Origin of the sequence: Blautia coccoides, from assembly GCF_034355335.1 — a bacterium.
Lineage (GTDB): Bacteria > Bacillota > Clostridia > Lachnospirales > Lachnospiraceae > Blautia > Blautia producta.
In genome coordinates this window covers 3,656,902-3,670,681 of record NZ_CP136422.1, presented here as the reverse complement: position 1 = coordinate 3,670,681, position 13,780 = coordinate 3,656,902, and the positions used below count along the sequence as shown (strand labels likewise).

Annotated in this window: 11 protein-coding genes; 9 read left to right on the top strand and 2 right to left on the bottom strand. The window is 48.7% G+C overall.

Annotation, left to right across the window (positions count from 1 at the left end; all coding sequences use genetic code 11):
- Nucleotides 1-28 precede the first annotated feature (28 nt).
- Nucleotides 29-856, top strand: a complete 828-nt coding sequence (amrS, locus tag BLCOC_RS16495) for an AmmeMemoRadiSam system radical SAM enzyme (RefSeq protein ID WP_115625427.1) — start codon at nt 29-31, stop codon at nt 854-856.
- Nucleotides 857-895: 39 nt separating this feature from the next.
- Here amrS and BLCOC_RS16490 read toward each other — a convergent pair whose 3' ends face one another.
- Both BLCOC_RS16490 and BLCOC_RS16485 read right to left on the bottom strand, forming a co-directional pair.
- Nucleotides 896-1,651, bottom strand: a complete 756-nt coding sequence (locus BLCOC_RS16490; RefSeq protein ID WP_115622802.1) for a TIGR03915 family putative DNA repair protein — start codon at nt 1,649-1,651, stop codon at nt 896-898.
- Nucleotides 1,652-1,780: 129 nt separating this feature from the next.
- A complete protein-coding gene (locus tag BLCOC_RS16485; RefSeq protein WP_115622801.1) occupies nt 1,781-3,409 on the bottom strand; it encodes a putative DNA modification/repair radical SAM protein in 1,629 nt (542 codons plus the stop codon).
- Between the two features lie 312 nt (nt 3,410-3,721).
- Here BLCOC_RS16485 and spoIVA point away from each other — a divergent pair, with 312 nt between their 5' ends.
- The 8 genes from spoIVA (at nt 3,722) to BLCOC_RS16445 (ending at nt 13,743) form a co-directional block, all read left to right on the top strand.
- A complete protein-coding gene (gene spoIVA / locus BLCOC_RS16480) occupies nt 3,722-5,191 on the top strand; it encodes a stage IV sporulation protein A (RefSeq protein WP_115622800.1) in 1,470 nt (489 codons plus the stop codon).
- Between the two features lie 563 nt (nt 5,192-5,754).
- Nucleotides 5,755-6,921 carry a cobalt-precorrin-5B (C(1))-methyltransferase CbiD gene (cbiD, locus tag BLCOC_RS16475; protein ID WP_029468720.1) on the top strand — a complete coding sequence of 389 codons (1,167 nt, stop codon included), beginning with the start codon at nt 5,755-5,757 and terminating at the stop codon, nt 6,919-6,921.
- 150 nt (nt 6,922-7,071) lie between these two features.
- The gene (gene cobI, locus BLCOC_RS16470; RefSeq protein ID WP_029468721.1) at nt 7,072-7,773 is read left to right on the top strand and encodes a precorrin-2 C(20)-methyltransferase; all 702 of its coding nucleotides are present in this window, start codon (nt 7,072-7,074) and stop codon (nt 7,771-7,773) included.
- Complete coding sequence (gene cobM, locus BLCOC_RS16465) at nt 7,770-8,534, top strand: precorrin-4 C(11)-methyltransferase (protein ID WP_029468722.1); 765 nt, start codon at nt 7,770-7,772, stop codon at nt 8,532-8,534. Before cobI ends, cobM begins: the two co-directional genes overlap by 4 nt.
- The gene (locus tag BLCOC_RS16460) at nt 8,531-9,649 is read left to right on the top strand and encodes a cobalt-precorrin 5A hydrolase (RefSeq protein WP_018597569.1); all 1,119 of its coding nucleotides are present in this window, start codon (nt 8,531-8,533) and stop codon (nt 9,647-9,649) included. The genes cobM and BLCOC_RS16460 overlap by 4 nt, the downstream gene beginning before the upstream one ends.
- On the top strand, nt 9,642-10,373 hold the full coding sequence (cobJ, locus tag BLCOC_RS16455) for a precorrin-3B C(17)-methyltransferase (RefSeq protein ID WP_026255693.1): 732 nt from the start codon (nt 9,642-9,644) through the stop codon (nt 10,371-10,373). Before BLCOC_RS16460 ends, cobJ begins: the two co-directional genes overlap by 8 nt.
- The gene (cobK, locus tag BLCOC_RS16450) at nt 10,366-12,345 is read left to right on the top strand and encodes a precorrin-6A reductase (RefSeq protein WP_115622799.1); all 1,980 of its coding nucleotides are present in this window, start codon (nt 10,366-10,368) and stop codon (nt 12,343-12,345) included. The genes cobJ and cobK overlap by 8 nt, the downstream gene beginning before the upstream one ends.
- Nucleotides 12,346-12,357: 12 nt before the next feature.
- Nucleotides 12,358-13,743: a cobyrinate a,c-diamide synthase gene (locus BLCOC_RS16445; RefSeq protein ID WP_115622798.1), complete on the top strand. Its 1,386-nt coding sequence runs from the start codon at nt 12,358-12,360 to the stop codon at nt 13,741-13,743.
- Nucleotides 13,744-13,780: the final 37 nt, after the last annotated feature.

Below are 13,780 nucleotides of genomic sequence, written 5' to 3'. Positions count from 1 at the left end.
GGCGAAACCAATGAAAACGGGGTGTCTTATGAAAAAAGAATGCGGAGTTTGTATGCATCACTGCAGACTGGAAGAAGGGCAGACAGGGCGATGCAGGGCCAGGAAAAATGTTGAGGGCAGAATAGAATCTGTCAACTATGGAAGATGTACGGCACTGGCGTTGGATCCCATAGAAAAGAAGCCGCTGCGTAGGTTTTATCCGGGAAAAAAGTTGCTCTCAGTGGGCAGTTTTGGCTGTAATCTGTCCTGTCCGTTTTGTCAGAATCATGAAATCTCCATGGCTGGTGAAAATGGGGCGGACTATATATATTTGAGTCCAAAAGAGTTGGCATCACAGGCAGAAGCGCTTAGAGAGCGGGGAAATATTGGAGCTGCATTTACATATAATGAGCCTCTTGTGGGATACGAATATGTGCGGGATGCAGCCATGGAAGTAAGAAAAAGAGGAATGAAGAATATCCTTGTCACGAATGGAGCGTTTACGGAGGAAACAGAGGAGGCTGTGCTGCCCTATATAGATGCCATGAATATTGATTTAAAAGGTTTTACAGAAGACTATTACGAAAAATTGGGAGGAGACTTGGAAACAGTAAAGGCATTTATAAAAAAGGCGGTGAGAGCATGCCACGTGGAGATAACTACGCTGGTGGTGCCGGGAGAAAACAATTCTGTGGATGAGATGCGGAAATTGGCTGAATGGGTGGCTGCTCTCGATTGTGAGATACCTCTGCACGTGACCAGGTTTTTCCCCAGATGGAAGATGAGGGACCGGGAGGCAGCGGATGTGGGGAATGTATACCAATTAGCAGAGGAGGCAGGAAAGTACCTGAAGTATGTGTATACAGGTAACTGCTGATTTGTGTCCCGGCAGAGCGTAGTATCTTAGTAGAGTGCCTTACTGGAATTCGGGCATGTGTTTTCGATACCATAGGGGCAGCATATTGCGCTGGCAGCGGGGATTTTTGCGCTGTTCAATGCCAATAGTCTGAAAGAAAGATTTCCAGAGACCCACATATGGGTCAAAGCGATCCTTTGAAGCCTCCATGTAGGAGAGTTCTTCCGCTGTTATAGGCGTCAAAAAATAGTCGCTGTCAGCAGGATGTACGACAGAAATCATACGCGTTTTATCTATGATCATCCAGTGCTCCGAGGGCATACGGTCCTCAAAATTAGGTGCAAGTATGGTAAGGACATTGCACTTTGGTTCAATGATTGAGAGCAGAACCTGGTTTTTCAGTCTGGAGAAACGGACAAATTCCCGAAAGAGATGGGCCTCATTGGCAACCTTGCGGTTCAGTTCAAAGACGGCGGATACGGCGGGGTTACCCAGCATCTGGGATGTCCTTTCTCCATAGACAAAACCGAGGATCATGTATCGGTAGATGATATCAAGCTTATCGGTACTGTCGGACATGGCAGCACGGTAGATGTCATGGTATGACTTTTCAGAGATTTTCTCCCGTATGGAGCGTATCACTTTTTGGACTTTTTCTTCATCAGGGTCCACGTGTCGGTATTCGCAGAAGAGTTCCGGGGACCAGATGGGTTCTGTCTGGAGTTTTATGTTGCTGTGGCCCAGACGGGCGGACCAGGCCACGTAGATACAGGTCATCATGGATTCAAAAGTGTCTTGGCAGGTGAATATTACCATGTGTGGACTCCTTTCAATGGATTATAAGGGACGGGAATTCACAGGGGGCCGGGGGCGTTGTGTCTGCAGCCTCTTCCCTGTGAGTTTCCCTGGATATTGACGGCAGTCTGCTGCCGGTTTTAAATAAAATCATAATTGACCGCTGAGGGTTTTCAGGGGATCCTCCGGGGCAGGGGTGGTCAGGTTCAGGTCATCGAAGAGGGAGAGCTGACGGTAGGTCTGAGGGTGGTCCAGAGACCAGGTGGTTTTTTGGTCCGTGGAAGTGAGCTGGCGGGTGATAAAATCTTCTTCGATAGGGGTTCGGTAGAGCATTTTGCCGCTGCAGGTGATAAAGTATTGGGCGCGTTTCAGGACGACGCCCAATTTTTTTAGGGCTGGGAAATCCAGACGAGTGGTCCTGCGGGCCTGGACGATCCGATAGGCGGATTTGTTGCCCAGGCCGGGGACTTTCAGCAAATCTTCGTAGGAAGCGGTCTGAATCTCTATGGGAAACAGCTCCAGGTGGCGCAGCGCCCAGTCGCATTTGGGGTCCAGAAGGATGTTGAAGTTTGGACGGCCGGGATCCAGAAGATCCTCAGCGTGGAAACCGTAAAAGCGCAAAAGCCAGTCCGCCTGATACAGGCGGTGCTCTCTCAAGAGAGGAGGCGCTGTGTCCAGGGAGGGAAGGTCAGAATCTTCGTTCAATGGAACATAGGCGGAGAAGAAGACTCGTTTTAAATCAAACTGCTGATACAGGGATTGTGTTACCTGTAAAAGCTGGTAGTCGTTTTCCGGGGTTGCACCGATGATCATCTGTGTGCTCTGGCCTGCGGGGACAAAGGAACGGCTTTGGGAAGCAGGCAGGGAAGGAGCGTCCTGGCGGAAATAATAGGACGGACTTCCCACAAAGGAAGAGGGTGTGGTTACAGGCCGGGTCATGGAGGCAGAAGGGCGGATGACGGCGGAGGTAGCTGTCTCTGCTTTTTTTGTAAGAGAATGAGGACGAGGCCCGGCAGCGGTTTGAGAATCTGTCAGTGATCTGGAACCGAAAGTGCCGGTGATGGTGTCCTGTTTTTCCTTTTTATCTTTGAAGATGGAATTGGAGAGATAGCGGTTGGCGCTGCTCCGTTCCATCTGGGCAGACTTACCTATGGAAAGCCGGTAATCTGTGATCCCGTGCTGTATCTGCTGAATGGGTTTTAAGATATTCTCATGGCTTTTGCCGGGAGCCAGGGCGTGAAGGGACTCTCTGGTGGGAAGTTCCATGTTGACGCTCATGCGGTCAGCAAGGTAACCAATCTGTTCGATGATTTCCGGGGCGGCTCCGGGGACGGCCTTGGCATGGATATAACCGCGGAAATGGTATTGGGTGCGCAGCAGATAGAGGCTTCTGTACATGAGTTCCATAGTGTAGGTTGGATTTTTTACTACACCGGAGCTTAGAAAGAGTCCTTCTATATAATTTCTCTTATAAAATTCTATGGTAAGACTGCAGATTTCTTCCGGAGTGAAGGTGGTGCGTACCTTATCGTTGGAACGGCGGTTCAGACAGTATTTGCAGTCATAGATGCACTCATTGGATAATAAGATTTTTAAAAGGGAGATACAGCGGCCGTCAGAGGCAAAGCTGTGGCAGATGCCGGCTGCTACGGAATTGCCCAGACTCCCCTTTTCCCCACGGCGGTCAGAGCCGCTGGAGGTACATGCCACATCGTACTTGGCCGCATCTGATAAAATTTTCAATTTTTCTTCCAGGGTTAGGGATGATGATAGGTACATATTGCTCAAATCCTTCCGAATGTATGTTCTGTTTACAGGATATCACAGGGAGAGAATGATGTCAAGAACAAATGTTCGATAATGGGCGCTTTTAATTACTATCCACAGCTACTGTCCTGCCAGGTGCTTTTATGCCCCATCGCATGAAAATTCCGAGACAGCCGGCGCGATATAGAGCAGAATACGCCATATCTGTACATCATCTGCACAATGCGGGTTGTGCCGCCGGGAATGGAGTGAAAGGTAACAGGAAAAGGAATATTTGAAGGGTTGGCAGCATATAATTTAGCAGTACGATAAGGGGGTATTTTAATGGATACATATAACATTTATAAAGACATACAAGCCCGCACCAGAGGAGAAATTTACATAGGGGTAGTGGGGCCGGTACGGACAGGAAAATCCACGTTCGTCCGCCGCTTTATGGAGCTGGCAGCACTGCCGAACATGGAAGAGACAGCACAGAAAGAGGTAAGGGATCAGCTTCCTCTGAGCGGCTCCGGAAAATTGATCACAACAGTGGAGCCGAAGTTTATTCCGAAAGAAGCTGCCAAAATTAAGATTGGCGAGGACGTAACAGCAAAAATCCGCCTGATAGACTGTGTGGGGTATATGGTGCCTGATGCGGCCGGAAATATGGAAGACGGCAAGGAACGAATGGTGAAGACCCCCTGGTTTGGATATGAAATACCTTTCCATCAGGCAGCGGAGACAGGCACAAAAAAAGTCATTGAAGAACACTCTAATATCGGCCTTGTCATCACATGTGACGGTTCTTTTGGAGAGATTCCCAGGAATAATTACATAGAGAGTGAGGAGAAAACCGTTGCCGAGCTTAAAAAGGCGGGAAAACCGTTTTTGATCCTGGTAAATTCCCAGAAGCCATACAAGGAGGAGACACTTGCCCTGTGTGAGGAGCTGAAACAAAAGTATCAGGCAGGTGTTCTGAGTGTAAACTGTGAACAGCTCCGCAGGGATGATGTGACAAGGATCATGGAGAAAATACTGTATGAATTTCCTATTGTGCAGATGGAATTTTTCATACCGAAATGGGTGGAAATTCTTCCCACAGACCATTATCTGAAGGCAGAACTGCTTGACTGCATCCGTGAATTAATGGGGAAGATGAGATATGTGAAGGATGCTGCCAGAGATAAAATGGTTCTGAAGTCCAAGTTTGTGCGAAATCTGGTACCGGAAGCTCTGGACCTGTCCACCGGAAAGGTGAGGATCCGGGTGGATATGGATGAGAACTGGTACTATGCTGTTTTAAGCGAGATGACAGGGGTATCTATTTCAGATGAATACGAACTGATCCATACCATGCAGGAGCTGGCTAAGATGAAGGAAGAGTATGTGAAGGTGCGTGAAGCAATCTCTTCCGTGAGAGGAAAGGGATACGGCGTGGTGACACCGGATAAATCGGAGATCAAGCTGGAAGAGCCTATGGTCATTAAACAGGGCAGCAAATACGGTGTGAAGATCAAATCAGTCAGCCCGTCTATTCATATGATCCGGGCTAATATTGAGACAGAGATCGCACCGATCGTGGGAAGTGAAGAGCAGGCAAAAGACCTGATCGAATATATCAAGACCAGTGATGAGCGGCAGGAGAGTATATGGCAGACAAATATTTTCGGCAAATCCATTGGTCAGCTGGTTGAGGATGGTATTCACACAAAACTTGTCCAGATCAGCGATGAAAGCCAGGTGAAACTCCAGGATACCATGCAGAAAATTGTAAATGACAGCAAAGGCGGGCTGGTATGCATTATCATCTGATGATAAAGTGTTGTCGTTTCTGTTTAAAGAACTGGGTTGGGGCAGAGTGTTGAGTGTGAAACAGCCTGCAACAGTTGTTGTTACTGTTCACATATATTATCCCGCGAGGCGTTTTGCGTAGCAAAATCCCGAGTTAGCCAGCGCCAAAATGCAATTCATTGCATTTTGTGTGCAGCGCGAAGCGTGTTACTGTACAAAAACTACACTTTTAGCATACTATGAACAGTAACCAGTTGTTTTGTATAATATGTCGGAAGTTTTCTTTTACATTGACTTTTCCTGGGGAAAATTATATAATTACAACAGTGATTATATTGCCCGGAAACGTTACGGAAGCAGGTGAAATTCCTGTGCAAGTCCGTTACTGTACAGCCAGATACGTGCGGAGCCGGAGAGGGGGACGTCTGCGGCAACCGGACAGTTCAAAACAACAGGATAAGTGTGTTATTTTTCTATTCTGCTGTTACCCATAAGAAAAAGAATCCGTTGTCAGTTTTCTGGCAGCGGTTTTTAATTTGGAAAAAAGATGCGGCTTATTGTAGCCGATTCGGAGAAATGAACATATGACACATAAGACTGGTCTGGAAGACTATTATATCATCAGGAATAATAAGAAAATGCGTTTCGGCTATACCACCGGAACATGCGCAGCCGCGGCTTCAAAGGCTGCCGCGCAGATGCTGTTGTCAGGAGAGGAGATCCGGGAGATTCCCTTTCTGACGCCAAAAGGAATTTTGCTGAATCTGGAAATTCTGCATATAGAAAAGGGAGAGGATTTTGTATCCTGTGCTGTGCGCAAGGATGCGGGAGATGACCCGGATATGACAGATGGACTGGAAATATTTTCCATCGTAAAGAAGATCAGGGACTCCAAAATTGTGCTGGACGGCGGCCCCGGTGTGGGGCGTGTTACAAAAAAAGGCCTGGAACAGCCGGTGGGAAATGCGGCGATCAACAAAGTGCCCCGCAGTATGATCTTAAAAGCAGTGGAGGATGTCTGTTCTGAATATGATTATGAAGGCGGCCTGGAAATCATTATAAGCGTTCCAAAAGGGGAAGAGGCAGCCAGGAAGACTTTTAATCCGAGGCTTGGCATTCAGGGCGGTATCTCTATTCTGGGTACTTCCGGTATTGTGGAACCCATGAGTGAGAGCGCACTGATAAAAACCATAGAAGTGGAAATGCGGCAGAGGATAGAAAACGGCAGCCGCTTTCTTCTGGTGACTCCCGGTAATTACGGCTCTGCATATCTGAAGGAGCATATGGACCTTCCCCTTGAGGAAGCCATGAAATGCAGCAACTACGTAGGTGAGACCATCGACATGGCAGTTTCTATGGGCGTGGAAGGCATTCTTTTTGTTTCCCATATTGGAAAATTCATAAAAGTGGCAGCAGGTATCATGAACACCCATTCCCGCTGTGCAGATGCCCGGGCAGAGGTTTTAGCTGCCAATGCCATGCGGGCAGGAATATCTGCAAAAACCGCACTGGATATTTTGAACACAGTCACAACGGATGAAGCATTAGTTCTCATTGAAAGAGAGGGAAAGCTGCAGGATACCATAAAGGAGGTAACAGACAGGATTTCCTATTATCTGCATCACCGTGCGTATGACAGGATGAAGCTGGGCGCTGTGATCTTTTCAAATGAATTCGGTTATCTGGGAGAAACTAAAAAGGCCGGGGAACTGATGGCGCTCATAAGAGAACAGAATACAAAAGAAGAGTAGGCTTCCAAAAGTGAAGAGAGGGCAATAAGAAAACAGGCTTCAAAAAAGACGAGACAGCAAAGACAAAGCAGACTTTAAAAGGAGACAGAGCTGCAAAAGCAGACTTTAAAGAGAAAACAAGACACAAATAGATAAAGGAGAAAGACAAAGATGAAAGGTAAATTATTTGGATTAGGGGTGGGACCGGGAGATCCGGAACTGCTGACACTCAAGGCACTTCGTCTGATCAGGGAGAGCGAAGTGATCGCTGTACCGGGCAATGACGTAAAGGAGAGTGTGGCCTACAAGATAGTAAAGGGCGCTTATGAAGATCTGGACAAAAAAGAACTGATCCCCATTGCCATGCCTATGACAAAAGACCCGAAGGTTTTGGAGGCAAATCACGACAAGGCTGCGGATGATGTGGAGAACTGGCTGAAAGAAGGAAAAAATGTAGCCTTTTTGACCCTGGGAGATCCCACTGTGTATTCCACTTATCTCTATGTACATAAAAGAATCGTGGAGCGGGGATATGAGGCAGAGATTGTTAGCGGCATTACCTCCTTCTGCGCAGTGGCAGCCAGACTGAATATGGGGCTTGTGGAAATGGCAGAGCCGCTTCATGTGATCCCTGCCACATATAACGCGGATACCATGGATGACATCTTAAAGCTTCCGGGAACAAAAGTGCTGATGAAGACAGGTAAGAAACTGAAACAGGTGCGTGAAAGCATACTGGAAAGCGGACAGGCAGCAGTTATGATCGAAGACTGCGGCATGCCCACAGAAAAAATATACACAAGTGCAGAGGAAATACCGGAACAGTCCGGATACTATTCCCTGATCATTGCAAAGGAGAAGAAGACATTATGATACATTTTGTTGGTGCGGGCAGTGGTGCCCCTGATTTGATCACTTTGAGAGGAAAGAAATTTCTGGAGGAAGCGGATATCATCATCTATGCGGGTTCCCTGGTGAACCCCCAGCTTCTTGAATATGCAGGAGAGGGCTGTGAGATATATAACAGCGCAAAAATGACCCTGGAGGAAGTTCTGGATGTTATGCGCAGGGCTGAGAAAGAGAATAAAATGACAGTGCGCCTCCACACAGGAGATCCCTGTCTGTACGGTGCCATCAGAGAGCAGATGGATGTGCTGGACGAAGAGAAGATTGCCTATGATTACTGCCCTGGGGTAAGTTCTTTCTGCGGAGCGGCTGCAGCTCTAGATCTGGAGTATACTCTGCCGAATGTATCACAGAGTGTGGTCATAACAAGAATGGCAGGCAGAACACCGGTGCCGGAGAAAGAGAGCATAGAGTCCTTTGCGGCACATCATGCAACCATGGTGGTATTTCTGAGCACTGGTCTTTTGGAGGAACTTTCCAAGCGCTTGATCGCAGGGGGATATACTGCAGATACACCGGCGGCGATCGTGTACAAAGCCACCTGGGAGGATGAGAAATCCTTTGTATGTACAGTGGGCACCCTGGCCGAGACTGCCAGAAAGAACAATATCACCAAGACGGCTCTTATGATCATCGGTGATGTAGTGGCACACAACGGATATGACCGTTCCAAATTATATGATCCCGGTTTTACAACAGAATTCAGAAAGGGTACGGATTCCATATGAAAGTTTCCATTATCAGCTTCAGCCGCGCAGGATACCGCCTGAGCGAAATGCTCTACTGGGTGATGAAGGAGCGCGGATATGAGGTGGAGTCATATACAAAGAGCAAATATACAAAAAAAGTCATGGACGAGTCACAGCTTGAGGTGGACGACAGAGCTTTCCGCAATGTAAAGCAGTTTGCCAAACCTGTGGACGCCTCCATTAAAGAATGGGCCGGTATGCGGTTCCAGGATTCGGATGCTATTGTGTTTGTGGGAGCCTGCGGGATCGCTGTGCGCAGTATAGCCCCCTTTGTGACCAGCAAGAAAATAGACCCGGCAGTTATTGTAGTGGACGAACAGGGAGGCTTTGCCATTTCCCTACTGTCCGGACATATTGGCGGAGCAAACGAACTCACAGAGGAAATTGCTGATATCATTCACGCCACACCGGTTATCACCACGGCGACGGATATCAATAAAAAATTTGCAGTGGATGTGTTTGCCAGAAAAAACGGGTGCTATATTTCTGATATGGATTTGGCAAAAGAAATCTCTGCAGCGCTTGTAGACGGGAAGGAAGTTGGTTTTGCCAGTGATTTCCCGTGGATAGGAGATATCCCTTCGGAACTTATCCTGCTGGATGAGGAGAAAGAAAAGCCGGAAATCGGTATCTATGTGACTGACAACTACCAGAAGCATCCCTTTGTCCATACCCTTTATCTGGTGCCTAGAGTGGTGACCGTGGGAGTGGGATGTAAAAAAGATACTCCTAAGGAAACAGTGGAGCGGGTCATCCGCAGAGCCTGCGATGAACTGCTGCTGCCCTCTGTGTCCATGGAGCGGGTGGCAAGTATAGATCTGAAAAAAGAGGAGGCAGGCATCATAGGATACTGCCAGGACAGGAATCTGCCGTTTGTCACTTTTACAAAGGAGGAACTGGCATTGGTGGAAGGTACCTTTGCAGAGTCAAAATTTGTGGAAGAGGTGACAGGTGTTGACAATGTCTGCGAGCGAAGCGCGGTTCTCGGCAGCAGCCAGGACGGTGTGAAGAGTATGCTGATTTTAAGAAAATACGCGGAGGACGGGGTGACCGTTGCTCTTGCCAGAAGGAAATGGAGTGTGCATTTTGAATAAATTATACGTGGTGGGCATCGGTCCGGGTGCCTATGAGAAGATGACGATCGAGGCAGCAGATGCCCTGAAAAACAGTGATGTGATCATTGGATATACCGTTTATGTGGACCTGGTAAAAGATCATTTTCCGGGTAAAGAGTTTTTAACAACACCTATGAAGAAGGAAGTGGAGCGCTGTGTCATGGCTTTTGAGGAGGCCATGAAAGGAAAGACAGTTTCTATGATCTGCAGCGGGGATGCCGGTGTATACGGCATGGCCGGCCTGATGTATGAGGTAGGTACAGGATATCCGGGTGTGGAGCTGATCATCATTCCCGGTGTCACCGCAGCAACCGGAGGAGCGGCAGTTCTGGGTGCGCCTTTGATCCATGACTTCTGTCTGATAAGTCTCAGCGATCTGCTGACGCCCTGGGAGAAGATCGAGACGAGACTGACGGATGCCGCACATGGGGATTTTGTTGTCTGCCTGTACAATCCGTCCAGTAAAAAGCGACATGATTACCTGATGAAAGCCTGTGACCTGATGATGAAATATAAATCAGAAGATACAGTGTGCGGAATCGTGGGCAATATCGGAAGAGAAGGGGAAGAGATGAAGGTCATGACCCTGAAAGAGTTAAGGGAGACAAAAGTGGATATGTTTACCACGGTCTTCATCGGCAATTCCCAGACAAAGGAGATCGGCGGCAGAATGGTGACACCGAGAGGCTATAAAAATGTGTAAAGTTCTGGTGTTTGCAGGTACCACGGAAGGGCGTAAGATCGCAGAATTTCTGGACAGCCAGTCCGTACCGTCCCACATCTGTGTAGCGACAGAGTATGGGGAGGAACTGCTGCCAAAGAGCGGGCATATGACAGTCTCCCATACCCGCCTGACCGAAGAGGATATGGAGGCGCTCATGCGGGAGATACAGGCGGACCCGGTCATTGACGCAACCCATCCCTATGCGGCTGAGGTGACGAAAAATATCCGTTCTGCCTGTGAGAAAGCCGGATGCAGGTATGTAAGACTTCTGCGCGGCGGCAGAGAAGGTGATACGAAAAAGGACAGGGCAGTTTACGTCTCCAGTGTGGATGAGGCGGCTGAGTTCTTAAAAGGCACCAAGGGGAATGTGCTGGTCACAACCGGAAGCAAGGAGATCGCCAAATATACGGTGATCCCGGGATACAGAGAAAGAGTATATGCCAGGGTTCTCTCTCTGGCAGACGTGGCAGCCCAGTGTGCCGCGCATGGATTTGAAGGAAAGAATTTGATCTGCATGCAGGGGCCTTTTTCAAAAGAGATGAACAGAGCCATGATAGAGCAGCTTGACTGTAAATATCTGATCACAAAAATGTCGGGTGCCACCGGCGGATATCAGGAAAAACTGGATGCTGCCTGGGAGACGGGGTGTATTCCCGTAGTGGTTGGAAGGCCTCTTTTGGAGGAGGGGATTACCCTTTCCCAGTGCAGAGGAATGCTCTGTAGTCAGTTCTCTCTGCATCCGTCCCAGGAGATTTCCCTTGTGGGGATAGGCGTGGGCAGCGAAGATCTCATGACTTCGGAGGCTCGAAAGGTGCTGAAAGAGGCGGAACTGGTCATCGGCGCCAGGCGGATGGTGGAAGCCGCGGCCTTTGAGGGGCAGGATACCTGTATGGAGTATGACAGTGATAAGATCAGCAGGTACATAGAGACACATCCCGAATACGAGAAGATCGCTGTGGTATTGTCCGGGGATGTGGGCTTTTACAGCGGGGCAAGGAAACTGCTGGAGAAGCTTTCCGGGCATAACGTGAGGATCGTATGCGGAATCTCCTCCCTGGTTTATTTCATGGGGAAGATCGGCAGATCCTGGGATGATGCGTTTATCACCAGCGCCCATGGAAGAAATGCCAATCTCACGGCAGCGGTCCGTACCCATGAGAAGGTTTTCGCTATTCTGGGCAGCAGAGACGGCGTGTCTCTTCTGGCAAAAAAACTGCTGGATTACGGAATGGAGCAGGTGCGCCTGTTTGTAGGGGAACAGCTCTCCTATGAGCAGGAGAAGATCATTGCCGGTTATCCAAAAGATTTTGTCTCTTATACAGGAGATCCCCTGAGTGTGGTGTATGCGGAGAACAAAGCCTTTGTGCCGGATCCTGCCACTCATGGCATCCGGGACGAGGAATTTATAAGGGATAAAGTACCCATGACAAAAGAGGAGGTGCGCACCGTATCTCTTGCAAAACTGGGACTTTTCAAAGATTCCGTCTGCTGGGATGTAGGAGCCGGAACTGGGTCTGTCTCTGTGGAGATGGCCCTTCGGGCCTGTGAGGGAAGGGTCTACGCCATTGAGAAAAAATCTATGGCCGCGGAACTTCTTCAGAAAAATAAGGTGAAATTCGCTGCAGACAACCTGATCGTTGTGGAAGGGGAGGCACCCGAGGCGCTGGAGCAGTTGGAAGCGCCTACCCATGCGTTCATCGGAGGTTCCTCCGGGAATATGAAGTCCATTATGGAACTTCTGCTTCGCAAAAATCCCCGTGTGAGGATTGTGATAAACTGCATTGCCATGGAGAGCGTGGCGGAAGCGCTTCGCTGTTTAAAGGAGCTGCCGGTCACAGATACGGATGTGGTGCAGCTCAGTGTGGGAAGGGCAAAAAAGGCAGGCCCATACCATATGATGATGGGAGAAAATCCAATCACCATCATTTCCTGTACAGGTGAGATCAGATAGGAGAGATGCTTTATGAAAATACCCCGCGTACTTCTTTGTGCCGGTGCCAGCGGCAGCGGCAAAACCTTGATCACCTGCGGAATTCTGCAGGTTTTGAAAAACCGCGGGCTGAAGGTGGCCTCCTTTAAGTGCGGGCCTGATTATATTGACCCTATGTTCCATTCAAAAGTCATTGGGACCAAGTCCAGAAACCTGGACACCTTCTTTGCAGACAGGGATGTGGTGCGGTATCTGCTGGCAGAAAACAGCCGTGACATGGACCTTGCGCTTATGGAGGGCGTCATGGGATATTACGACGGAGTGGGAGGGACCACCAGCAGGGCAAGCGCCTATGAACTGGCAAATGTGACAAAGACACCTGCAGTTTTGATCGTGAACTGCAGGGGCATGAGTGTGTCCGTACTCCCTTATATCAAGGGGTTCATGGAATACAGAAAAGACAGCCGGATCGCAGGTGTGATCCTGAATCAGATGACAGCCATGCTGTATCCCAGGGTCAGGAAAATGATAGAGGAGGAACTCTCGGTACCTGTTCTGGGATATGTGCCTAAGGTGGAGGAGTGTGTTCTTGAAAGCCGCCATCTGGGTCTTGTGATGCCTGAGGAGGTGGAAGGGTTCCGGGAAAAGCTCATGAAACTGGCAGAAATACTGGAGCAGACACTCTGCATAGACAGGATTTTAGAGATTGCAGGGGGTGCACCCGAAATTTCAGAGGATAAGCCATGGAAAGAGGACAGTGCTTATGAGTTCTGCCTTCCTGAACGGATAAGGATCGGTGTTGCCAGGGATGAGGCGTTTTGTTTTGTTTATGAGGACAATCTGAAACTGCTGGAGCAGATGGGCGCGGAAATTGTTTATTTTTCGCCGGTCCATGACAAAAGGCTTCCGGAAGGATTAAATGGTTTGATCTTTTACGGAGGGTATCCGGAGCTTCTGGGAAAAGAACTGGAAGATAATTACACGGTCCGCCGGGCAATCCTGACAGAATATCAGAGGGGAATCCCAATCATGGCAGAGTGCGGCGGTTTTATGTACCTGCATGAGTCCATGGAGGATATGGATAAAAATCCATGTGACGGTGTGGGAATCATACCGGGACATGCTTACAGGACAGAAAAACTGGGACGGTTTGGATATGTGACACTGACCCAAAGAGAGGGAACTGTATTCGGAAAAAATATTGGGAAGAGTCCCGCCCACGAGTTTCATTATTTTGATTCCACATCCTGTGGGGAGGATTTTCTGGCAGAGAAACCAATGAGCAGCAGGTCCTGGAACTGCCTGCATGGGTCTGAGCATCTGCTGGCAGGATTTCCGCATTTTTATTACTACGGTAATCCCAGGCTGCCGCAGGCGTTTCTGGAGAAATGTCTGGAATACAGGAAAATGGGGAAATAAAGGGCAGAGTTTCGGTGAACAGCAAAATGCTTGGCAG